Annotated in this window: 31 protein-coding genes; 3 read left to right on the top strand and 28 right to left on the bottom strand. The window is 49.6% G+C overall.

All coding sequences use genetic code 11. From position 1 onward, the window contains the following. Positions 1 to 227: 227 nt before the first annotated feature. The 5 genes from C1726_RS00170 to C1726_RS00150 form a co-directional block, all read right to left on the bottom strand. Complete coding sequence (locus C1726_RS00170; RefSeq protein ID WP_102271294.1) at positions 228 to 1,094, bottom strand: hypothetical protein; 867 nt, start codon at positions 1,092 to 1,094, stop codon at positions 228 to 230. After that, the gene (locus C1726_RS00165) at positions 1,091 to 1,399 is read right to left on the bottom strand and encodes a hypothetical protein (RefSeq protein ID WP_102271293.1); all 309 of its coding nucleotides are present in this window, start codon (positions 1,397 to 1,399) and stop codon (positions 1,091 to 1,093) included. Before C1726_RS00165 ends, C1726_RS00170 begins: the two co-directional genes overlap by 4 nt. Before the next feature lie 199 nt (positions 1,400 to 1,598). After that, complete coding sequence (locus C1726_RS00160) at positions 1,599 to 1,988, bottom strand: hypothetical protein (protein ID WP_102271292.1); 390 nt, start codon at positions 1,986 to 1,988, stop codon at positions 1,599 to 1,601. Next, entirely contained in the window at positions 1,985 to 2,389 is a 405-nt protein-coding gene (locus tag C1726_RS00155; protein ID WP_102271291.1) for a sigma factor-like helix-turn-helix DNA-binding protein, read from the bottom strand. The genes C1726_RS00160 and C1726_RS00155 overlap by 4 nt, the downstream gene beginning before the upstream one ends. Next, positions 2,389 to 3,120 (bottom strand): N-6 DNA methylase, encoded by a 732-nt coding sequence (locus C1726_RS00150; protein WP_102271290.1) that lies wholly within the window; start codon positions 3,118 to 3,120, stop codon positions 2,389 to 2,391. Before C1726_RS00150 ends, C1726_RS00155 begins: the two co-directional genes overlap by 1 nt. Before the next feature lie 90 nt (positions 3,121 to 3,210). Between C1726_RS00150 and C1726_RS00145 the strand changes: the two genes are divergently transcribed. From C1726_RS00145 to C1726_RS00135, 3 genes are all read left to right on the top strand, one after another. Continuing rightward, on the top strand, positions 3,211 to 3,411 hold the full coding sequence (locus tag C1726_RS00145) for a hypothetical protein (protein WP_102271289.1): 201 nt from the start codon (positions 3,211 to 3,213) through the stop codon (positions 3,409 to 3,411). Beyond that, complete coding sequence (locus C1726_RS00140) at positions 3,398 to 3,649, top strand: hypothetical protein (RefSeq protein WP_102271288.1); 252 nt, start codon at positions 3,398 to 3,400, stop codon at positions 3,647 to 3,649. Before C1726_RS00145 ends, C1726_RS00140 begins: the two co-directional genes overlap by 14 nt. An 83-nt stretch (positions 3,650 to 3,732) precedes the next feature. Next, positions 3,733 to 4,095 carry a hypothetical protein gene (locus C1726_RS00135; RefSeq protein WP_102271287.1) on the top strand — a complete coding sequence of 121 codons (363 nt, stop codon included), beginning with the start codon at positions 3,733 to 3,735 and terminating at the stop codon, positions 4,093 to 4,095. A 4-nt stretch (positions 4,096 to 4,099) separates the two neighbouring features. Here C1726_RS00135 and dcm read toward each other — a convergent pair whose 3' ends face one another. From dcm to C1726_RS00025, 23 genes are all read right to left on the bottom strand, one after another. Further along, positions 4,100 to 5,071, bottom strand: a complete 972-nt coding sequence (dcm, locus tag C1726_RS00130) for a DNA (cytosine-5-)-methyltransferase (RefSeq protein ID WP_102271286.1) — start codon at positions 5,069 to 5,071, stop codon at positions 4,100 to 4,102. Further along, entirely contained in the window at positions 5,068 to 5,667 is a 600-nt protein-coding gene (locus C1726_RS00125) for a deoxynucleotide monophosphate kinase family protein (protein ID WP_102271285.1), read from the bottom strand. The genes dcm and C1726_RS00125 overlap by 4 nt, the downstream gene beginning before the upstream one ends. Beyond that, positions 5,667 to 6,365: a hypothetical protein gene (locus tag C1726_RS00120; protein WP_102271284.1), complete on the bottom strand. Its 699-nt coding sequence runs from the start codon at positions 6,363 to 6,365 to the stop codon at positions 5,667 to 5,669. The genes C1726_RS00125 and C1726_RS00120 overlap by 1 nt, the downstream gene beginning before the upstream one ends. Next, entirely contained in the window at positions 6,366 to 6,848 is a 483-nt protein-coding gene (locus tag C1726_RS00115) for a 3D domain-containing protein (protein WP_102271283.1), read from the bottom strand. A gap of 48 nt (positions 6,849 to 6,896) precedes the next feature. Beyond that, positions 6,897 to 7,688: an FAD-dependent thymidylate synthase gene (thyX, locus tag C1726_RS00110; RefSeq protein WP_235822677.1), complete on the bottom strand. Its 792-nt coding sequence runs from the start codon at positions 7,686 to 7,688 to the stop codon at positions 6,897 to 6,899. Continuing rightward, positions 7,688 to 8,299: a dUTP diphosphatase gene (locus tag C1726_RS00105; protein WP_102271329.1), complete on the bottom strand. Its 612-nt coding sequence runs from the start codon at positions 8,297 to 8,299 to the stop codon at positions 7,688 to 7,690. Before C1726_RS00105 ends, thyX begins: the two co-directional genes overlap by 1 nt. 110 nt (positions 8,300 to 8,409) lie before the next feature. Continuing rightward, positions 8,410 to 9,129: a PhoH family protein gene (locus C1726_RS00100; RefSeq protein WP_102271282.1), complete on the bottom strand. Its 720-nt coding sequence runs from the start codon at positions 9,127 to 9,129 to the stop codon at positions 8,410 to 8,412. A gap of 1 nt (position 9,130) precedes the next feature. Then, entirely contained in the window at positions 9,131 to 9,454 is a 324-nt protein-coding gene (locus C1726_RS00095) for a hypothetical protein (protein ID WP_102271281.1), read from the bottom strand. A 54-nt stretch (positions 9,455 to 9,508) separates the two neighbouring features. Continuing rightward, on the bottom strand, positions 9,509 to 11,803 hold the full coding sequence (gene nrdJ, locus C1726_RS00090) for a ribonucleoside-triphosphate reductase, adenosylcobalamin-dependent (RefSeq protein WP_180968051.1): 2,295 nt from the start codon (positions 11,801 to 11,803) through the stop codon (positions 9,509 to 9,511). A 187-nt stretch (positions 11,804 to 11,990) separates the two neighbouring features. Further along, entirely contained in the window at positions 11,991 to 12,146 is a 156-nt protein-coding gene (locus C1726_RS25995; RefSeq protein WP_180968050.1) for a hypothetical protein, read from the bottom strand. A 2-nt stretch (positions 12,147 to 12,148) separates the two neighbouring features. Then, complete coding sequence (locus C1726_RS00085; RefSeq protein WP_235822676.1) at positions 12,149 to 12,646, bottom strand: crossover junction endodeoxyribonuclease RuvC; 498 nt, start codon at positions 12,644 to 12,646, stop codon at positions 12,149 to 12,151. Continuing rightward, on the bottom strand, positions 12,643 to 12,837 hold the full coding sequence (locus tag C1726_RS00080) for a hypothetical protein (RefSeq protein ID WP_102271280.1): 195 nt from the start codon (positions 12,835 to 12,837) through the stop codon (positions 12,643 to 12,645). Before C1726_RS00080 ends, C1726_RS00085 begins: the two co-directional genes overlap by 4 nt. Further along, the gene (locus C1726_RS00075; RefSeq protein ID WP_102271279.1) at positions 12,837 to 13,817 is read right to left on the bottom strand and encodes a hypothetical protein; all 981 of its coding nucleotides are present in this window, start codon (positions 13,815 to 13,817) and stop codon (positions 12,837 to 12,839) included. Before C1726_RS00075 ends, C1726_RS00080 begins: the two co-directional genes overlap by 1 nt. After that, complete coding sequence (locus C1726_RS00070; RefSeq protein WP_102271278.1) at positions 13,818 to 14,447, bottom strand: beta clamp domain-containing protein; 630 nt, start codon at positions 14,445 to 14,447, stop codon at positions 13,818 to 13,820. Continuing rightward, positions 14,448 to 14,687: a hypothetical protein gene (locus tag C1726_RS00065; RefSeq protein WP_102271277.1), complete on the bottom strand. Its 240-nt coding sequence runs from the start codon at positions 14,685 to 14,687 to the stop codon at positions 14,448 to 14,450. Continuing rightward, complete coding sequence (locus tag C1726_RS00060; protein ID WP_102271276.1) at positions 14,687 to 14,965, bottom strand: thioredoxin family protein; 279 nt, start codon at positions 14,963 to 14,965, stop codon at positions 14,687 to 14,689. The genes C1726_RS00065 and C1726_RS00060 overlap by 1 nt, the downstream gene beginning before the upstream one ends. 3 nt (positions 14,966 to 14,968) lie before the next feature. Next, positions 14,969 to 15,166: a hypothetical protein gene (locus C1726_RS00055; RefSeq protein ID WP_102271275.1), complete on the bottom strand. Its 198-nt coding sequence runs from the start codon at positions 15,164 to 15,166 to the stop codon at positions 14,969 to 14,971. Beyond that, the gene (locus tag C1726_RS00050; protein ID WP_102271274.1) at positions 15,163 to 15,933 is read right to left on the bottom strand and encodes a DNA-methyltransferase; all 771 of its coding nucleotides are present in this window, start codon (positions 15,931 to 15,933) and stop codon (positions 15,163 to 15,165) included. The genes C1726_RS00055 and C1726_RS00050 overlap by 4 nt, the downstream gene beginning before the upstream one ends. Next, a complete protein-coding gene (locus C1726_RS00045) occupies positions 15,930 to 18,161 on the bottom strand; it encodes a DNA polymerase (RefSeq protein ID WP_102271273.1) in 2,232 nt (743 codons plus the stop codon). Before C1726_RS00045 ends, C1726_RS00050 begins: the two co-directional genes overlap by 4 nt. Before the next feature lie 19 nt (positions 18,162 to 18,180). Further along, positions 18,181 to 18,600, bottom strand: coding sequence for a hypothetical protein (locus C1726_RS00040; RefSeq protein WP_102271272.1), 420 nt, complete (start codon positions 18,598 to 18,600; stop codon positions 18,181 to 18,183). A 179-nt stretch (positions 18,601 to 18,779) separates the two neighbouring features. After that, complete coding sequence (locus C1726_RS00035; protein WP_102271271.1) at positions 18,780 to 20,219, bottom strand: hypothetical protein; 1,440 nt, start codon at positions 20,217 to 20,219, stop codon at positions 18,780 to 18,782. After that, positions 20,219 to 20,611 carry a group I intron-associated PD-(D/E)XK endonuclease gene (locus C1726_RS26910; RefSeq protein WP_407642003.1) on the bottom strand — a complete coding sequence of 131 codons (393 nt, stop codon included), beginning with the start codon at positions 20,609 to 20,611 and terminating at the stop codon, positions 20,219 to 20,221. The genes C1726_RS00035 and C1726_RS26910 overlap by 1 nt, the downstream gene beginning before the upstream one ends. Before the next feature lie 35 nt (positions 20,612 to 20,646). Then, positions 20,647 to 21,387: a single-stranded DNA-binding protein gene (locus tag C1726_RS00025; RefSeq protein WP_102271269.1), complete on the bottom strand. Its 741-nt coding sequence runs from the start codon at positions 21,385 to 21,387 to the stop codon at positions 20,647 to 20,649. Positions 21,388 to 22,080 lie beyond the last annotated feature (693 nt).

The following is a 22,080-nucleotide window of genomic DNA, read 5'->3' as shown; positions in this document are numbered from 1 at the left end:
TGTGACGATGGTAATAACGTCGATGTCTCTCGAGTTCCTTTTTGCGGTTATCTCTTCTATACTCCCTACGAACCTCCGATTCACACAACTTACAACGTATAGATAATCCGGTAAGTCGCGTCCGGTCCTTGTTGAACTCAGCGAGTGGACGCCAGTCCTTGCAACGTCCGCACGGTTTACCTTCGATTTCATTGACGACTGTAATCTCGATAGGCTTTCTCGGCATCTTAACGACCGCCCTTCGGCTTCACGTTAAATACCGCCTGTAGTGTCGTGTCAGGCGCGCTATTCTTCCGGTAAAATACCCACGGATTGAACATATACATTCGCTTGCCTCCGACCGTCACTTGCGCAATCACGTACTCGCCGTCGAACGTCATTTTCGGCAGCCTACGCGAGATTTCGCCAGGACTAACGCCAGTTGCTTCCGCCAATGCCTTACGCGTAAACCACTTGATTAACGCCGGATTAGCTTCGAATGGGTTCGCACACAACGCGTTTGTCTCGTAGTGAATGAAAGGCAGCATTCGGTAAATCAAGCCGATGTCTGCCGCCTTTACTTCGCGATACACGCGTTTGATTTTCGCTGTATACGACTTGACGATGTACTGATCGTTGAATGCCCCGCGGAAGTGATATCGTGGATTGACCGCAAACGTGCCGCTTGTTTCCACGATAATACTATTCGTTATACAAGCGTCAAGGAAATCGTAGAATGTACTCGGCTTCTTTGCGAGCTGCAATACGTCCATCATGTCGCGTTTGGTCATCGGTGTCTTGTTCGTATTAACGAGCGTTCCGCCGTCGAAATCTACGTAGCATTGCAGTAACATTAAGTAACCGCATTGTGCCGTCGTAAGGACTTCGTAGACCTCATGTAGATTCAGCATGTTAGACGCGGTAAAACTCGGCTGTCGACCTTTCTGCCACTCTTCGCGCTCTAACTCGGCTTTGTATGCTTCCGATTGCGCATGACTCACTACTCGATGAGTATTCGCGGGTGCTGAAACGCGTTGCTCGCCGTTCTCGTCGACATAAGAAAAAACACCGCTAAAGTAGTGATGCTCATTCGTTGTTCCACCCGTATTATTCATCGGCAGTCACCGCCAAACCAAGATCGCGTCTTATTATCCGTACTCACATAAGTCTTGGATTCTCCGTAGCCTTTAACGTGATTCGGCACGTCCGTGACTGTTAACGGAGCTACGAAAGGACTGTCAACTGTCAAAGGCGCTACAGTAATCGGTTGATTAAACTTTTGCTGCGCCGCCTCCAACTCCCGTAATGCTTGCGTCGCTTTCTTTGCCTCGCGTTGGACAGCTTTTAAGCCCGTGAGTGCTTCGGATACGTCTACGTCCAATTTGATTGATAATTCGCGCGAGTTGTTTTTCTCCGCCATTTAATCGCCTCCAATAATATATTGACCGACGCTGGTCCGCCCCGCTTTGTCTAGGCGTCGCCGGTTCTATTCTTTTAAATCTCGCGTTTATATCGGCAGCGAAACGCCAAAAAGCCCGCCAACTTTACGCTGACGAGCGTGATTCTAAAGTGCCCTTTCCCACTTTATATACCGCGAAAGTAATCGAAAGTAAGATAAATTAACGTAAATAGTACGTCGTTTTCGCGCATTGCAGCGTGTCGTTTTCGTCTTTAAACATCGTCGCACGCTTTCCGGTGACGTGTGCCGCGCCTACTTCGATTTCTTCTCGCCACCATTCACGCTTTTTCCTTCGGTCATATTGACGGTCGCTAAGTACCGGCTCCGGCTCGTGGAGCATTTTGTGTTCGTTCGGGTCCGTCACTTCCTCGTATAAACAGAGCGTCGCCAACCGGTCGAGTTGAGCTGGCTCCGGTCGTTTACCTGTTGCGGTGATATACTCGTCAGTAAGTCGCTCGATTGCGGCGAACCTTTCTTCGCGCGGTAACTCGCCCGCCTTTGTTTTCGCCCATAGTTCGTCTATTCTTGCGTTAAGTTCGTTTGATGTCATACGATTTCCTCCCCGTAATTGTCTCCGCCTAGTGAATATCCTTCGCCATATCTCGCCCACTTTTCATAAACACGCGCAATTTTCGCAATAGCAACCGAGGTTAACCGGTTAACCGTTTGTTTACTGCACCCTAATCGGTTAGCCGTTTCTACTTGTGTTAAATCCTCGATAAATACGCAGTCCAGGGCCTCGGCCTGACGGCCTGTTAGCCCCGCCCGTTCGATCGCCGTTGCCAGGTCGACAAGTATCACAACCGCGTCATAATCGCCGGCATATTGACGTTCGGTCAGCGCGTGATAATCGCCTAGCAACATGCGCACACCCGCCGGATTGTCTAACGCGAGGTACTTCGATTCGAGCGTGCGTTCTTTTGCGTTTACGTCCGTTTTAACTGCGCCCATTAGTCCGCCTCCACTCCGCACAGTGCGTAAAATAACTTCGTAAAATCGCTAACTTCTCCGCGTGGCACGGGATTCGTAATATGTTCCGGCATTACTTCAGGCGACTCGACTAACGGCGTATAGCGTTCCTCGACCCATTCAACCGATAAATGCTGCGCTACTTCGTCCGAATATGGCATTACGTTTAGTGACGAGAATCCGAGGTGATTGTCCGTGTCGTTCTGAACGAAAAACGCTCCGTATGATTTGCGGGTCAGTACGTCGCAGTGGATAATAACTGCGTTCATGCCTCGGATTAACATATTAAACAGTAAAAACGGTATCGCACGGTCGCTGAGTTCCTCGCAAGTGTAGACGTACCATGAAGGACGGTAATCAAACGGCGAGTGCTTATAACGGTCGCGGTTCCATGCGGTAATAGTCATTCCGCCAGTTCCGGCGCAAGGCTCGTAGTGACTACCGTCATAATCGTCTGCCCCGACTAATTGCGTAATTAACTCATTGACACTACGAGGTGTAAAGTCCTGCTTCTTTACCTTTCGGTCTGCATGTTCCTCCTGGAAGTATTCGTGAAACCAGTCATAAGTAACGTCGTAGTCGAACAACTCGAGAAACTTCTTAAAAAGCGATTCTCTACGTTCTCTGTCGTATAAAATCTCCATTAATCTCGTCGGCGCCTGATAACTATCGTTTATATCAAGTAACTCGTTGATTTGCTTCGTTCTGTTCAATTCATCGCCCTCTTTCGTTTAATTTTCGTTTGACTTGCGTCTGTATTCGCGTTAAACTGTGAATAATTACAATATTTCGGAGGTGCTTTAATGAATCCATTTAAGCAAGTTTACGATGCCGCTATCGAGCGCGGGCAAAGCGAGTACGATGCGATTAATTGCGCGAAAGTGCTGTACGCAGACCACGTCGCCCTTCTGCATGACCGCGACTACAGCCCCGAGTTTATACTCGAAAGTTTTAACAAGTACACTCGGCAACTTTCGGAGGTGCTGCGCCGTGGGACGCTATAACGACCTTATCGACCGCCTTGACGGCTACACGGTCGGCACACTGATTGTCGATGATGGCGTAGTATTATTGCAGTCGGGCGTGCGCTATTTGACGCTAACTGACGCAAAATCAATCGAAGTACTAAACGCAGTTGATGGCGCCGAGCATTATGTTGCGCTAACGCTTGCCGAATGTTTGACTGAATCAACTGACGGCTGGCCACTGTTTGCCGGACTATACGCGCGAGTTCGTTTTTGACGAAACTCGCCTTTTTGCGTTTGACTAGCGCCAATCAAAAAGCTATACTATCGTTAACTATAACGTGATTGGACGTGTTACCTGTGGCTTTTGAACCGTTGAAATTGTCGTCTCGTGGCGACGCAGCCCTTACGATTGATAAGTTTTACCGATTGCGCGTGTCGGCGACGGCACTCCGCGAACTAGCTATGACGCAATTTACGCCCGTTGTCGTCAGTGTTGACGTAGAGAACAAGCGAGTGGGCCTCGTAAAACAGGACCTTGCGAAAGTGCCGAACGCTACGACTGTGCGCCCTGACAAACGCGGCTACCTCGGCGTGAAAGCCGGCAAGATGGTTGCGGATAAGCTTGCGTTGAGTGCCGACGACTTGCCTGCAAGATTTGAACATGTAGGCCGCGTCGATGAAGGCGCTGTGTTTTGGAATGCTTTCGAGCTTGTGCGGTAATTGCCTATTTTACCGCGAACTGCTCTTTTAAATTCTCGAAAATCCCTTCGAGAACGTTAACTGGGATGCTATCGCCTGCCATGACGTATAACTTTCCTTGCGCGAACTTTCCGTCAACTTTGTCGAAATCTTCATCGGTGAATCCCATGAGTTTAAAACAACTTCGCGGTGAAATTCCGCCAATATGCCCTTTGTACGCTAACATCGGGAAGTTGCCGCCTCCCGTTCCGAACCTCGCTGTTATCGTTGGAAATGTACGTTTACTTCGAAATCTCAATCCGCTAGTTCTATCCCAAACCACCGCACAGTCGAAGTTTACTTCACCTTCAATTTTCCGCTGCAATACACCGCGCTTACACTCGTCAATGACTCGCGTTTGTCTCGGGGTAAGTGGCCGCGTGTCTAACGGGTCAATAAATTCGTACCATGCTATCGTAGAAGGAGTATGTTCGGGAAACTTAAAAGTTCCGCTATCGACGTCCTTGCGAATAGATACTACGAACACCCTCTTACGGTCCTGCGGTATTCCATAGTCATCGCAATTCAACACCCGCCAATAATTGATATAACCAGCGTCCTCCAAATCGCGAAGTACAATATCCAGCCCTAGTTTAACGAGATCGCTGACGTTTTCAATTATCGAATATTTCGGCCGTTTGGTTCGTAATATTTCTATACCGTCATAGTACAGGCCTGACTCTTCACCTTCGAGTCCTTTTCGATCTTCTTTCGCAATACTTATGTCGGTACACGGGAATCCCCACGTCATCAAGTCAAAGTCAGGTAAAGTTTTCGCGTCGATCTTCGTAATGTCTCCGTAATTTAACGACTCATCTACGCCGTGTATTAATGAAAACGCTCTCGACTTGAAATCTTCATAATCGGAATAACCTACGACCTCATACGGAAGTTTAACGTTAGTCATCGCTTTCTCAAACGCGCCGATACCAGTAAAGAAACTAAAGTGTTTAATCAATTTACCACCCCTTTCGCGTTAATCTCGTCCATGATCGCATCGACTTTCGCCTTTAAGTCCTCAACCGTCCCGTCGTTGCTGACCTCGAAATCGACCGCGAACCCATCGACATGCTGCTCGGTATTGTGCGCTAAGTCCTCCGCGGTAAAGTCGTCGCCCGCTCGTTGTGCTCGTGCCAGCCGGTCAGCTTCCGGCGCTGTGACGCGAATGATTGTGAATCCGTTGGCGCGCGCCCATTCGTACTCGTTCGGCTGCCGTAAATCGGTAATCACTACGCCGACGTGATCGCACATGTCCTTGTTGACGTTAATAATCGCATCGACTTTCCGTTCGACATGGCGAATCCAAACGTCCGGCTCAATTTCACGCATTAACTGACCGACTTGCTGATACAGCGCGCGAGGCTTCGAGAACTCGCTCACCCACGGAAAAGTATCGTGTGCAACTCGCTTGAGCGCGTCGCCAAACGCGACATTGTGGAAGCTGTTGCGTATAAACAGATGGTGCGCGACGGTGTCTTTGCCCGAACGTAGCTTGCCGGTCAGGGCGATTTTGGTGACGGTTACTTTGCGCGAAACTTCTAGCGTGTGGTTCATTAGCGTACCTCCTTCGCAATAGTTTCGCATAATACTTGAATCGTAGTTTGCAACGCGTGAATTGCGGAAGATTCGTTTGTACGCTCGTCCAACGTCACAATGTCGTCGATACACATTTCGATTAATTCCGCCTGCTCTTGCGAGTCTGACTCTAGCGCATCTAGCCGCTTTACGCCGTCATCCACGCACTTTCCAGTTGAAGCGAGATCTTCCGCCTGTCGCTCGACGTTGGCTTGCGTGTCTTTTAGCTGTTGCTCAAGCGACGTGACTCGGCGGGCTAAGTTTGCGAGTAGGTCGAGGACTTGCGGGCTGGCTTGCGTTGTGTCGACGCCAATTAGTTCGTCAACTACCGGCTCAAGTACGCGATATTCAGAATGATACATCGCATGAGTATGTTCGGAAATGCTAATACCATCGCCATCACCCCATCTATCAGCTTTTTTTACAGTCAATAAGTCGCCGATCTCGTAACCATCTTCTTCTATCGCGATAACTCTTTCGCCTACTTCCGCTTTACGCTCGACCATCCGATACCTTGCACCGTCAATGTGTACGATTTCAGTCGGTGCCAGTCCGAACACCTTACGCAAATGTCTTTCACCAACCATCTTTAATTCTTCGTACTCTCCGACATACTCACGTTCAATCCCGCCCAAACTTTCGTCTTTAATTACGTGGACCTTCGGTTGTGCCTTCATCTACTTCGCCCCTCTTTCGATAATTTTTACGTCTACCTGCTGCCGACCGAACCGTATTGCTTCGCCGTGACTGCCAATTAAATAGTCGAGCTTACGCCCCTTAATTGCGCCGCCTTTGTCAATCGCGATGGCTCGTTCGACCCGTCCGTCGGCAAAGCGCAACTCCACCGTTGACCACATCGGCAAAACGCTCGGGTCGGCGGCTATCACGCGTTTGCCTTCGTAATGTGTCGTGTTGCGTACGTCAATGCCTGTCGCTGTGACGCCCGTGCAACCTTCGGCGCAGTCCGCCGTGTATGCCGTAATTTCGAACGGTTGCCATGCCGTCGCGTTTAAGCGCTCAATTTCGTCGCGTAGGCGTTGTTTAATTTCGCGTTGCTCCGATAACTCGCCGTCCAGCCACTCCGCACGCTGACGCCATTTTTGCGTTTCAGGCGTAAGTTCTGCGTAGACTGCCGATGGCGTGCCGGTTAATAAGTGCATCGTTATGATTGCGTTCGTGAGAATACCGATAGAATCACCCTTTCGACGTTATTCTGCGAAGAATTGCGACGTCCACGGCTCAACCGCGATAACTGCGTTCTTTAATTTCTCCGCTAGTTGTGCGATTTCAGCTTGCGCGCCCTTGCCCTCCTTGCGTTTCGCGTAGAACTCTAGCAAACTACGCAAATTCGCTGTCATTACGAGATTAGTTGCGGCTGCTTGCGGAAGGACAGCACGGGCATCTTCGGCGGGTACGCCAGCTTTTCGCAATAAATCATACGATTCTTGCGCCTTGTCCATCGCTTCGTAAAAGATGCCAATTGGCGTTATCCATTTACCCTTTTCGCCATCTGCGCTGATTTTGACGTTCTTGTCATCATCAATTGATTCCGGTCTAACGAAGTCAAATCCGCCCGACCGATCGCCCGAGCCGAACCGGACGTAACGTTGCGACTGAACGCTGAATGAAAATCCGACACGATGGCACGTGACTTGCGCCAGTAACGCACGGCTAACGCCTTCTATTGCGAAAGTGAACGAAAGATGCTCGAGGGTCGACGTGTGGCCTGACCGAACAATCATGCGGAACAGGCGGTCGGCTTCCGTGCCTTGTTCGCCGTCGCTGGCGCGACTGCCGAAATACTTGGCGCCTTCAAGCGCGACGATTTCGCTAGGCTTGTTCGGAGAATAACACGTGCGAATTGCGGACAGAGCGACCGCTTGACCGTCTGAAACAAATCCGCAATTTTCGCGCGCTTGTATTGCACATAACTCATCTAAAAATTCCTCGCTTAATTGCGTGTATGCCAGTAATTTTACGTTCATTTTAGTTTCCGCCATTAAATCCGCTCCTTTCCGACTGGCACCGCGAAGTATTCCGGATGCTTTACGCCACTACTTCCGAAGCCACCTTCGCCCCTGTCCGTTTCGCTCAACGTGTCCACTTCGATAAACGTCGCTTGCTCGACCGGCTTGATTACGGCTTGTGCGATTCGGTCACCTTTGCGTATTAGGTACGTCATTCTTGGCACCTTGTCGTATTCGATATACTCGCCGTGAAACTTATCTTCTCGCGTATGTTTCGGTACTTTGCTGTTTGTCCCGTCAAGGTGTTCGTATCTAATTACGTAGTCGTTAGAAAACGAGCTCCCCTTAACTGCGGTGTTATCGACAATCACGCCAACCTCACCGCGATACCCCGCATCAACCGTACCGAGTTGCACTCGAAGCTTCGTTTTTAGCGTAACACCTGACCGTGGTCGCACTTGCATTTCGTAGCCATGCGGAAGTTCAAACGCGAGGCCTGTCTTGACTAGCGCTGTTTCGCCAGGCTCGATAATTACGTCCTCGACCGCGACTAAATCGAAGCCTGCGTCGCCTTCACGGGCATATTGCGGAATTACTGCGTCAGCATGTAGCCGTTTAATTTTTACTTTGAGTGTATTCGCCATTCTTCCCAACGCCTCCCCATACCGTTCATTACAACGCTTGCTCGCTTTTCTTACGAGTTCTTTTCGTTCGTCTTGTTCGTTAGCCCACCGCCATTCAGCTTCCGTTTTAATCATCGTTCATTCCCCCTCGCTTCCAATTCTGCAAACTCCGGCGGCATTTCATGATTTCGCAAGATGTCCTCGACAACCTCTACGACTGGATGGCGCTGCGTCTCCGTCAAATTAATATGATCGAAATATTTGTGCGCGTCCTTTTCGTAAAGTCCGTTCAATAAGCGATATAGCCCGTTCGTTTTCGTGCTGCGTAGCTTCGGCGTATCTATTTGCGAAAAGTTACCGAGGAATACGAATTTCGCGTTAAGCCCCGGACGTGTGGCGAGCGCAGCAATCGTATGAATGTCGACATTTTGAATCTCGTCGAACATAACGTACGTGTAATTCAGCGAGCGTCCGCGAATGGTCTGAATCGAGTCGAAGAATACCTTGCGCTTATCCTCGTCGCCTTCGGTCAGGTAGCGCTTGATTTCGCCGGACTTGGCGCTCATGACTTCGAGATTGTCCATAAACGGCGCGATGAACGGATAAGTCTTTTCATTAAGGTCGCCAGGCAACGCGCCAACGTCCATGCCAACTTGCGTTTGCAGGCGAGTGTAAATCATTTTGCGGTAGGTTCGCGATTCAGTCGTGCGTTCCAAGCCGACCGCCTGTGCAACTAGCGTTTTACCACTGCCCGCCGGACCGGTTAAGAACGTGAATGGCTTATCGTTAATTATCGCTTGCATGGCTCGCTTCTGATCGTCGTTCTTTGCGGAGATTCCGAAAAACGCCATATTATTTCGCCTCGCTCTTTTGAATGACGTGAATGTCGCCTCGTTTTTCAATAATTTCGTAGCCTTTTTCGTAAATGACGTTGTAGTCCGTGATTCTCACTTCGTATTGAGTCGGTGATTTTACAATGGACTCGCTGATAGCCACGTAACTGAACAATCCAGTAGCCGTTACGACCAATAACGCCAACAGACCTATTCCGAATTCACTATCGTAAAATGCCGCAATAGCTGCGCAAAGCAACACAATCGCTAAAAGCCCCGTTATCACACCGACAAATGTTCCGAACGCATCAACGCTGCCTGGTATCGTATTTAATATTTCCACACGCCACACCTCCGTTTAATTTGCGGGCGCCCGTGTTGGCACGCCCTGTCTACGTTATCTGATCGGACAAACTCCGCCTTCGCAACCGTCCATTCCGTCAAGGTCGCTGTCGGTGCCTGTTTCAAATCGTTGCAATATTTCCGGCTTGAACTCCGCCATTTTCGCGGATAGTTCCTCGTATTGCTCTTTGGTAATTGCTTCGTATGGCGCAAGTTGATACGAACCGCCGTCATATGCAAGGAAAGACACGCCTACGAAATCGTCCCAATTCTCGTAAACTATCGACTCTACTTCGGCCCACTCATTCGGTCGGACGTGGATCGTGTTACTCGAATTATGTTCGGTATAATTTCGCTGGAATCGGAAGTACGTATCGAATTGTTCCGCCGCGTAAACGTCGTCCTTCGTCTTAGTTGCTCCACTAGCAATAGGAAAGTCGATAACTAGCGTTCTTGCGTTTGCTAGACGTTCAGTTTCCGTTTCGCCTGGCGTTCCAACTTCCGCATGAACCGGCCATCCGATGTCTTGTACCGCTTTCGCTAACGGGTCGGCAGCGTTGATTCGGATTCGGCGAATATAGTACGGTGAATGCGACCAATGAAGACCGCTCGATACTCCGCCAGCTACTTGCGAAATCGTGCCTTCCGGCTTGACTGTCGTGACAAGCAACGGACTGCTGACTCGGAGTTCCTTCGCATAGTTATCCGCTTCTTCTCGTGCTACACTTCCGAGCAATTCGAGTAACTGGGCTTCTTCCTGCTCCGTGTAATCGATCATGGCGAATGCGTCCTTAACGCCAGTTAGCGATGTTCCTAGCAATCTATCGCGTTGCTGTACGTCATTCCAGTGCGGTATCTCTAGTTCCGCGAGAGTCATACGTAATCCCGCTCGAGCAGAATGCCGTTGCGCTTCGAGGAGTTCGCTGACCTGCAAGAAGTATTCGCCGTTAATTTCTTTTACGAATTGCACAAGGTTGACCGTCGTTAAGTTACATACGCCATAACTATCGAGCAGAATCTCCGAACATGGGTTCAGCCCCTCCGCATTAGGTCGTCTTTTTCGTGCCTGCTCTAAATTTATAAAGCCTGGCTCTCCTTCCGACTGCATCATTTCGAATAGCAAGTTTAATAGTTCGCTAGTTGGCTTTTCCGTAAACGCCACGGAGTTATTCGACATTCTGCGATGATGCAACGGACGAGCATTCGGGTCATTGAGCGCAAGCCCTTCGAGCATTGTCGCCACTTCCGTTAAGCCTAGCGCTTTGACTTGCTCGATGATTTTGCGATGCTGAGCCTCCTTCCAAACGCCATTAATTCCGTATTTCGCGAAAATAGATTCGTAGTCATTTGCGTCACAAAGGAATATTTCCGCCGTTCTTCGTACGCCCCCGACCACTACGTTGTTGCCGATCAAATTGCCGATGTCGAGGATATGAATCGGACGTACTGTTTTCCATTTCGTATCAGTATAATCAGCGTATCTTTCGGTTTCCCAAGCTGGGTCTAATGGAGCAAGCGACGGGTCAATTTCGTTCTTTAACACCCGATCGATTCCCGCGAACATTTCCATTAACGGTTCGGGACCTGACGCTGTGCCGCCGAAAGTGTTCAAGCGCTCACCATTCGGACGTACTGAATCGTAGTTAATAATGATGTGCGCATAATCCTCGTTACCAATGTCCGTCAGAATGTCGAAGAAATATCGCAAGGATTCGACCCAACCTTCCTTTGAATCGCCGACCACAATTTCGATGGTAGTTTCGTTGATTTCGCGAAGTTCTGTATGTTCTAAACGCTCTGATTTCGCAACAGGGTCGTAAGATTCGTTATGCAACGTAAAGTTAGTCCGAATCGGCGCAAGTTCTTCCGCGAAAGCCTTCGTACACTTGAAGCCGACGCCTGTGCCGACGAGTAGCAAGTAAAACAAATCGCCAAGGTCGCTCCAACTGCGGATATTCAAGAACGAGCAGTTAAAATTCGCGAGTGGGTATTTGTCGGCAACTCCGTTTTCACTACCGCCAACCCACAACGTACGGCCCGATAGGAACTGGCGAAGGTTGAACATGCTATCGAAAAACTCCTCCGCTTCGGCGCGATGTTTATCGTAATCGACCGCGTAGCCAATCTTTTCGAGGTGCTTGACCGCCAAGCCAACGTTATATTCTGTTGCGCGTCTACACGTTTCCTTCCACGTTTCGCGACGTCCTTTATTCGGTAAGAAGCGCGAGTACGTTCGGTAATATACGAATTTACCTAACGCGTTCATGTGTGTTGGGAAGTCGGGGTATTGCGCAACAAAAGAGTCGCGCAGCAGTGGCTCTTTAAAACTATCCGTTAATAATTCCGTCATTCAATCCGCTCCTTCGTGTTTATTACCTTTCGCAGTCCGTCAATGCCAGCGACAACCTCCGCCCGCCGCACTTGTAGCGTTGTTTTCCGAGCCGTTATGCGCTCAATGTCGTAGTCCAGTTCGGCAAGTTCGCGTTCAAGAACGTAGAGCAGCTTTCGGTTGGTTTGCGCGATGGTGCTAGCACGGCTCATTTCGCGATCGTTACGAACGTATTGTTAAATCGCTCGTAACCGACTCCGTAATATTCCTTGTATGATTGCGGTGATTTTCCGTTATATTGCGGCACGAATGTCGTTTTATTTTTGCGTGCGATTGCTCTACGTTCTCTACGTGATTTTTTCATAATTATTCCGCCCCCTTAATTAGTCCTTCGCGAATCAGATACGCTAGTGCGATTGCACAGGCATCCGACTCGTCGTCCTTCGCAAATTCTCCCGTATAACCCGTCCATTTACGCACGGCCGCTTCGACTTCGTGCTTTTCCGCCTTGCCCAAGCCGACAACCGCCTTCTTGACGGCTGACTGCGAAATGGCAGGCGTAGTAAAGTTTAAGCCGAATTTGTTCAGCGCCCGATCGCACGCACCCCATGCGCTATAAACCGGATGCCCTTGCTTGCTCGTGCGGGCTACGAAATCCTCGCGCACAATTACGTCAAACTTTGCGCCGTGCTTATGAATGAAGCTGACCGCCCACGCTTCGACTATTTCAGCGCGAAGGCCGTGCGTTTGGTCAGTCGTTGTTTTAACGTGGCTGACGTCGATGACTTTGGCGCGACCTTTTTTCGCTTCAAGTAGTGCGATACCTGGCGCTGTCATCGATGTGTCGAACGCTAGGATTCTCACTCGACCACCTCAAATCCAGTAATTCGCAATACTTTTCCGCCTAATCTCGCACTACTTCGTTTTGCGCTTTTCGGGTTACCAAACGCTCGGATAGACGGCAATGTACTACTTCCGCCACCTTGCGGATAGCTTACGACGTTACCATCTTTATCGACGTTGGCAACTACGAATAAATCTCGTTTAATTTCCATCATCCCGCCTCCTTTTCGCGCACCTCGCGGATAAACTCGAACGCATCGTAATATTGCTCCTTGCGCCACTGTGGCAAGCCTGACCGTTGCGCCCGTCGAACCTGCGCTTTGAGTATTTCGAATTCCTCGTCGCTTAACGATTGGGCGCAGGCTGTTTTAAAATTATTGAACGTCCATCGCGACAAGTCGATTGCCGGTGGCGTGTTTTCGTTAATGCAACGTGTGATTTCTGCGAAACTATCGAGCAATTCCTCACGGTCGGCGTCCGTAATCTTGAAGCCAAACGCTCGTATGTCCGGAGTAGCTTCGTAGTCCGCGTCGCTCATGACCCACGCCTTTTTCGCTGCGTTAACGTAGAGGATAATGTAATAATCGACGTTGTACATAATCGAATAGGCTACGCACTGCTTTCGATGTCCTTCCTCGGCTTCCTTAAACGAGTACAAGGACGTTTTAGCTGGCGTCGACTGCTTCGATTTAATTTCGAGGCCTACGCGAATGATTTCGCCATCAGCGTTGATGTACTGCATGATGCCGTCGCATGTTCCGTAAAGGTAGAAACGTTTTCCTTTGTGTGTAATTTCGTGGTTCTTCTTTGCGAAATCTTCCAAAACGGGCGTGCCATCTGCGTTTCGCTCAAATCGGAAAGGACAGCCGGACAAATTACGTTCCATTGCGAGGACTGCACGCTGAATAACGTCGCCGATCGCTGTTCCGATTTCTTGCCAGCGTCCTTGATACGGCGGTTTCGGGAACGTGTCCTTTTTCGCGCGCTTGGCTTTTACGTACAGTTCACGCGGACAGGCTTTCGAGTTTGACGGCGAGAAATACGGACGCTTCGGCCACACCGTCGGCGGGTTTGCATACCATTGATGGATTTGCCGGTCGAGTTCGTTATCGTATTGCTCCGGCATTGAATACCACCGATCGAGTTGTTGCGTAAATTCTTGCGCGATTTGTTCAATGTTTATATTCGTCAATTAATCAGCCGCCCTTCTAATCGGTAATAGTAACGCGAGTAGTTCATCATCCCGCCCTGCTGACAGCGTGAACGGTCGAACCGAGCCGTGATAACGCATCGTGACTTCGGTTACGCCCGCATCCTTGAACATCGCTAGTGCTTCGGCGAAATACTGCGTATTGAACGTCATCGCATCGCCAGTTCCATCAACAACGCAAACCGGCTTATACGTCGCGTTTAATAGGCTATTGCTAACGGTAAACGCTAAGTCGTCCGTGCCAGCCGGCGTTACCGTCGTCATGATGTCCGTCTTTTTGCTGTGTGCGTGATTTACTTTTAACAACGCTGCAAATGCGTTAACCGCCTCGTCAACCATGATTCGCACGATATATTTAGCGTCGCTTGCGTCCGGAATCAATCGCGACACGTCCGGATAATTGCCGTCGATCGCGGCGCCTGTTTTCGGGTCAGTAATTACGCTAGTTTCGTTCGTGTGCAACCCTTTCGCGAGATATAGCCGATGTGAATCCGTAACAACCAACGAACCGTCGGGCGCATGATGTACGCCCTTTAAAACCGGTCGACTTGCCGAAGCAGTTTTCGTTACCTTTTGCGCGTGTTTCATAAACGTTACATATGCGATTGTCATTCACTCGTCCCCTTTCGTTTGCTTGCGTGTGCTTCCGCTATTCCCGCCGCGAAACAACATGCCTACTACGCTAATTAGAAGCGCCAGCACGAACGCCTGTATAAACGTGATTTGTATGCCTTGCAATAACAGTCCGAAGTAGAGTATCGCGCCGTATAATGCGTAGATGATTGCGATAATGGCAACCGATGCAATAAACGCGAGTATAAGATAAAGCAGTCCAACCGTGAATTCCTTCATTAGCGCGCCTCCTTTGCGTACTGCAACGTGTCAAGTATTTCGTCAGGTCCGACTAAGCCGTTCAGCCTAGCGATCTCGACGCCGTTGCGCTCGAATACGAGAACTGGCACAGACTGAATTTCGTACTTTTCGAGCAAGGCACGCTCGATCATGACGTCGTGTTCCGTAACTGTTGCGCCTTCCTCGGCGATTTGCGGTGCGATTTCCGCCAAGTAGTTTGCGATGGCTGCGCATGGTCGGCAACCTTGCTTCGATAATTTACGGATGATTAGCGTCATGGCTTACGCCCCTTTCCTACGATTAAATTGACGACTCGCCTTCGCTTCCTTGCTCTTAGCTTTGCGTGATTGGCGTTCCTTTACTGATAATTCACGGCGATTATCGCCCGTTCCGCCTCGTAAAGAGACTAGCTCGCGGAGCTTGCCCGCTTGTAGTGCGCGAAATAATGCCGATTGTTGGTCGTTGTTAACGTTGTTCATTCCGATTCCTCCTCGTTATCTAAACGTTTATTTGCAATTTCGATGTACTCCGGTTGAGTCTCGAAACCTATGAATCTACGATTTGTACGAACGCAAGCTACCGCCGTTGTGCCGGAGCCCATACAGTTGTCGAGGACGATGTCGCCTTCGTTCGTATATGTGCGGAGTAGGTATTCGAAAAGGGCGACTGGCTTTTGCGTTGGGTGAACACTTCCGCGACGTACTTTATCGAACTGTAATAATGTAGTAGGATTTTTATATTCGTAAGTTTTTTTAAATCCGTCCTTTTTATACTTGTCCAAAGTCGTTGATTCCGAGTTAAGTCTGTTTTGACCTCCACTTTTTATAGGTTTATCCCGCTTAATCATTTGAGGATTATAGTTAACCCGTCCCTTACCGAATACAAGTACTACTTCGTGTTGTCGCATTGGTTGGAATCTAGCATAAGACATGCCAGAAGGTATTTTTTTATCCCATATCCATTCGTATTTAAACATCTTCGGGTTACTCATAACAAGCGCGGAAGAAAACGGCTGGCTCGCCGTCAATACAATCGCCCCGGTGTCCTTAATGATTCGTTCGTATTGCTCCCATAACGGTTCGAATGGAATAACTGTATCCCACTTACAAGCAGTTGTCCCGTATGGCAAGTCGCACAGTATCATATCGATTGACTTGTCCGGTATTAATGCCATACCTCCGTCACTCAAGCAATCTCGCTGATATATTCGGTTCAACTCTAACGAACCTAGTAACTCTTTCGTCATTCAGTCGCCTCCTTCGATTTAAACCATTCGTCAATAGGTACTCCGTTACCCCAACGTTTCATGACCTCAATGTCCGTTCCGTTGGTTACCACGTCACCCCAAGCGTATGAGTTAAGCATAATATCGCGAATATCTTCCGCCTCGGCTCGCGTAAAGTCTTCCGGCACCTCGAAAATTAACTCGTCATGCACCGTACTCCAAAGCGACCAGCCTGGCTTATTTGCGCAATACTCATGCGCTCGCAACATCGTGACTTTCGATTGTATCGACGAGCTACCTTGCACGCGAGCATTCGTTGCTTGCCTTAGCGCACGGTTTTTCTTGCCGAAGTTCGGGTCGCCCCAACCTTTCAAACGTAGTTTGGCGTCAGGCAATCGTCGTTTACGCGCTTGCTTGTCCGTCCATACGAAGCCGTGTTGCTCGACGAATTTCTTGTTGCCTTCTATCCACGCGTTCAACTTCGGCATGGACTCGAACAAGTCCGACTGGAACTGCACGGCTGCTTTGACGTCAACGCCTAGCATTTCCGCAAGCGAATACTTGCTCATTCCGTAGAGTGTCGCAAGCCAAACGACTTTCATTTGCTTACGTTCCTTCGTATCAGAGCCGTCCGCGTTCTTATATACGTCCTCATACGGTCGCTTGTAGAAGTTCGACGCCATCATTGCGTAAGGATCGCGCTCTTCGAGAAAAGCGTTAATCAAAACCGGTTCGCCCGAAAGGTACGCCACGCAACGGATTTCTTGCGCCTTGAAGTCAGCACCGACGAGTACTTTGCCGGGAGGCGCAACGAACATCGGACGGGCTTCCGGTGGCTGGTTTTGCACGTTGAACTGACTGTCGTTGGACTCTTCCTTGCCAGAACTGAAACGTCCTGTCACGGTTCCCATCGGATTAAATCGCGAGTGCCAGCGCTTAGTTGTCGGATTTTGCTTTAACGGCAGCGTGTCGATATACGTGCCGGACAGCTTCGTTATCTTCTTGTACTCTAGTAATTTCGCGATAACGTCATGATCGCCTTTCAACGGCTTTAGCGTCTTTTTGGCGTCCATGTTCGGAAGTTCCTTGCCGATCGCTTTCGAAATCGCCGGCTTCATTTGCTGAACAGAGTTAAGATTCAACGGTTCTTCGCCGTCGTGAAAAGGCGTTAAAGTAGCGATTAACTCGGCGCTTAATTCCTCCGCCCGTTTTCGTAGTTGCTCGCCATAATCTTTCGCGAAATCTAAGTCGAGGATATATCCGTTTGCCTCCAAGTCGACAATTACGTACAACAACGGAACCTCGACCGTTTGATAGTATTCGAGTACCGTAGGCATTTTCGCCATATGTTCGCGTTGAAATTCGTAAAGCTTCCACGTCAAATGCGTATCTTTCGCAGCGTAAACTAGCGCCAAGTCCAACGGTACTTCGCGAAACTGTGCATTCTTGCCGAACAATGTGTCGAAAGTATCGGAAGCCACTCCGAGATATTTCGGCGCAAGGTCTTTCAACTTGAACGAACCAACTCCGCCCAACGCTCGATCATTTTCGTTTTCATTAAGCAAGTGCATCGCCGTCATCGTGTCCCATACGACGCCCTTTAGGTCGAAACCGTGGCGCCGGAACATCGCAATATCGAATATCGCGTTATGCAAAACCTTGCCGATTGATTCGTGTTGCAAAAATGGTTGCAACGTATGCAGAACGTACTCTAACGATAATTGTGGTGTTTCATCCGTATGGTCGACCGGAATATAAACGTGCCTGTCTGCGTTTGGAAGGCTGAACGACATTCCGACAATTACGTCGGTGTAAACGTCAACGCCCGTTGTCTCCGTATCAACTGCGACTATATCTTCCGCCATTAGATGCGCCGATAAATCGATCAACTGTTCTCGCGTTAATATGAGTTCGTAATTGTCCGGCGTGTCCTCGACCATCTTGCGCAAAGTTTCCTCGCGTTGCCGTTCCGCAAGTTCCTTGTGCATTCGTAGCGCCTCCGCCTTACTAAATCGCTTGGCAGCATCGGCGGGGGACCTGCCTATCGTCCCCGCCTGAATTGCCGCTTTTACTTCGCGTAACCTCGCTTGGTCTGCGTCGTTGTTCTTCATCGCAAGTATTCGCTCCCAAGCTTCCTCGATCGTTTCCGTCGCTGCCTTCTTGCGGTTGCCAGCCGCTTTCACGCGCTCGGTCGTTTCGGTTTGGCTGTCGCCGTTACTACGCAAATTCAACTGAATGTTCAGCGTCAAATCAATCGCCCCTTTCGCGTTACTCTATGCCGACGATTGCCTTCGCTTCTTCTAGTGTTTCGCACAGCCATAACGATTGTTCCTTACGCTTGAACTCCGCCTTGACTGCCGCGATCTTGTCGTCAATTAGGTCCTTCCTTAGTTCCTTTACGCGCGTATCATATGCCGTTGGGTCACCGTAATTACTGTTTTCACGAAGAGATACGCTCACCCTTGCGCCAGTAACGTCGTTTAAATCTCCCGCCAATTCGTTTGCTTTCGCGACAAGCTTATCGATTTCGGCTCGTTTACCGTCGATGCCAAACTCATCGTCAACCAACGCTTTTATCTCCTTCACTGACGGCAACGCCATACTTGCGATTGCAAGCTTTTCCTTTTCCGCGAGAATTTCCGTTAAAGCCTTGACGCGTTGTGCGCCGAGTAAATTTAATTGAGCCATTCGCTATCCCTCCGATTATTCGATTAAATTTAATTTCGCGTAAAACGCCAGCACCATCTCTTCGCCCGCACCAACCGCCCACTCTCGCCAGCATTGCGTGTCGCAAAACGTAAGCTCCGCATGGTCGTCGTAAAGGTGCGATTTGTTGGGCGAAAGGTCGCCGGTACAGTTTGCGCAGGTCACTCGGATTGCTCCGTTAAGTCGAAACGTTGTTCAACCGGCGTAATTAGCGTTAGGTTCTTCGTGCGTTCCGTAGTTGTTCCATACCTTATAACGTGAAGATGCTTGAACTTGACCGTCGACCCCTCCGTGCTTGAAATTTCGCCAAAGTAAATCGAACCGTCCGTTGTGATAAGTTTTGCAATGTCGCCCTTCTTGTACTTGTTAGGCTTGCGTCCGATTGCGGCCCAGCGTGCAAGTTCGGCTTGTTCGGCGCGATGTTGCTCTACTTCTTCTGCGGAAATCTTTTCGACTTCATCCGCAATCTTCCAGCCGGCATATTTTCCGTTAAGGTATTCAATTTCGAAAGGAACTCCGCTTCCATCATCGCGGACAATTTTTGCTATGTCGCCTTTTCTAGCAACTCCATTTCCGTCAAGCAATCGCACATAGTCACCGACTTTTGGACGGTTGAGTTCCGCTTTGGCTTTCGCCACTTCTTCGTCGGTTGCGCGGACTATTTCTTTGCTGTCGATATATCCGTGGGTTTGATCAATGTATTTACTTCTTCCGGTAACATTTACGAACTCTACTTTAAAGTCGAATGAATTAACGTCACCACTCGCTTTATCTCCGATAATTTTGACTACGTTGCCTTCTTCGTACTCCAAAACGTTACGAACAACCTTCGCATAATCTCCGACACATAACGGCTTCTCCACCGCAACCGGCGCGACCTGCGGTTCATAAACCTTAACGTTGGCTGGCGTGCGGTTATACGATAAACCGTCGTTATAAACTGATATCCTGTCGCCTTCTTCGTCAGTGATTTCATTGCGGTCGTCAACTAAATACGGCTTACCATTTTGCGCGTAATCTCTGTGGCTTTCAGTAAACACCACGACATCGCCCGGCTGTGCTTTGCGGTCAACTAGCGTATAGGTTGCGCCGTTGTGCGTTAATGTTTCAGGCTTCGCGACCTTTTCGTAGAACTCGTATTTTTCGACATAACTCGGAAACACCGAGTCGCCATCCTCGTCGTAATGGCACGGGTCACCGCCGTCGATTTCGGTAATCTCATAGTACTTTCCGACTTTAATAAAGCTGTACGGAGATTCCGTATACTTTACGAAGTCGCCCGCTTTCGGCTCGCGGTCGGTCACAAGTTTGAAGCCGTCAGATTGCACGGATTGCTTGCGAAGTATTGTGTATCTATACGAGAACACCGCATCATTAGCATTACGCCACCCATTGTTGTTTGCGCGGAACCTTCCGTCATCAACCGTTTCAAAATAATCACCTTTGTCGTAATCCCCTAAATCACCTGCGTCGTTAACTAGAACCAAATCGCCAACTTGCGCCTTACCGCCCACTTTCGCGTAAACCTCTCCGTTATACTCAACCTTCGTGACTTCGCCGTTTGTCATGTCCAACGTTTTTACTCCGCTCAATTTCGCCATTAATTATCCGCCCCGCTTTCGATCAATTTTAGTGATTCGATGCCCGTCGATAAACGCGTCCACTTCGTATCTATCGAGTCAGCACCGACCCAATACTCCGAGATTTCTCGGTTGTCGAACATAAATACTTCGCCGTTAAGCACAGCGATAAACAAGTCGCAATCGCCCTTGTCGTAAGGCTTTCCGCTGTTCTTTCTCGCATAACAAACGACTTCTCCATTGCGGTCATCGCGAACCCGTGCGCTTTTAATCTGAATACGTTGCCACTCCGATGTGCCTGGCGCCCTTGCCACGAGGTCGAACGGCTCGGGAGCGATAGGCTCCGCGACCGACCAACCGTTAGCAAGTAACGCTGTTTGGGCGAGTAATTCGGAATGGCGACCTTTGGTTATCGTTTCATGTGCGATAATTACCGTCCCCTTTCCACTTAGAAGTCGTAGTTTTGTTCGCCTTGTTGCGTTTGGTCTGCGCCAGCTTGCGCGCCTAGTACGGACTTATCGACAGAACCTTCGTCCGCAGCTTGTAAAATTTCGATAATGTCGGCTTCTTCGCGGAAGTTTGCAAGGTCAGCAAAGCCGAAGTCAAACCCGAGGAACGTTTTCGCTTCTTCGATTATCGCATCGTCCAGTTCCGCTGATTCCAACGCGTAAGTCTTATCGGACTGCTTGATGAACACCGCGTCGCCAACGAGCGAATAGTCCTTGTTGAACTTTTTCGCTGGCTTTTCGGCTTTATCGTAGTCGGCGATTAAGTTGTTCGCATGGAACTCGGCGACATCGATAACGCGAAACGTCTTGTATTGCGGATCGTACACCGGAATCATGAAGAACATTTTTCGCTTGGCGCCCGCTTTGCACGAAATGCACTCCGCCTTGCCCGGCTTGAAATATGCGAGAATGTCATCGTCAGCCGCTTTTGGCGAGTGTAAGCACGTATGCTTTCGGAACTTGTGATGCGTTTTGCCGTCGAACACTTTGTCTTCGTGAACGAAATAAACGTACCAATCGTCCGGCTGCGCGAGAATGACAAACGTGCGCCCGTCGGCATTAACTTCGCCGTGCTTTCCCATGCGGACGTAACGTGTCACGCCGTCAGGAAATTCCGAATCCCCTTTCGATGCTTGATCGCGCTGTTGCTCACGCTGTTTTAAAATGTCGCGAATACTCATTCAATCGTCCCCTTTTGCGTAATATTCGAACGCCGGATTGTTCCCGCGCCCGCTACACCACCAAACTCTGCGCAGTAGTTCACCGTTACAGCCCTGCTTTTCTCGGTCGCGGGGAAATAATAGCGAACAGTTTGACGATGTAGCCGACGCAGAATGACCGCCTAACAGCTCGCGTTAGCCCATTGCCAGTCAATCCGCTCGGCGAGCGTTGTAACGGGTCCGAACGTAGTCCCTTGTCGGCACAAGTGGCGCGTGTGGTTGCGCCAAAGACTACGACCGTTTACGCCCGTCGCAAAACGCGAATATCTACAATCGAAACTAAAACGGCGGCTTACGTATCTGCGCTGCGTTTTAGCGACAACTTTACTTAACGACTGTCTTCACGTTCTCCGAAGAGCGCCGGAGGTTTTTTTCTCCGACGGGCGCTGGACTACTTCGCCCAGCTATTTCCGTAAAAAGCTACGTACATTGCTTCGATTACCTTGCGTCGTTTGTTGCGTTTTATGGCGTTTAAATCGACGACTTGCGCCTGCTTATTCATTCTGTTTCACCTGCCGCTCTCCACGTGGTAATTACGCAGAGGACGAAGGCGAGCGCTGAGAATGCGATTAGTAGTTCGTTCATCCGAGCCGCACCGCCTTTATAATAGGAAGTTGTTGCGTTTGACTGGCGTCGTAGTTTCGGACACCGTCG

The sequence above is a fragment of the Cytobacillus massiliigabonensis genome (assembly GCF_900199725.1).
Lineage (GTDB): Bacteria > Bacillota > Bacilli > Bacillales > Cytobacillaceae > Cytobacillus > Cytobacillus massiliigabonensis.
The sequence above is the reverse complement of the archived record's forward strand: the minus strand, read 5'-3'. Positions and strand labels throughout refer to the sequence as shown.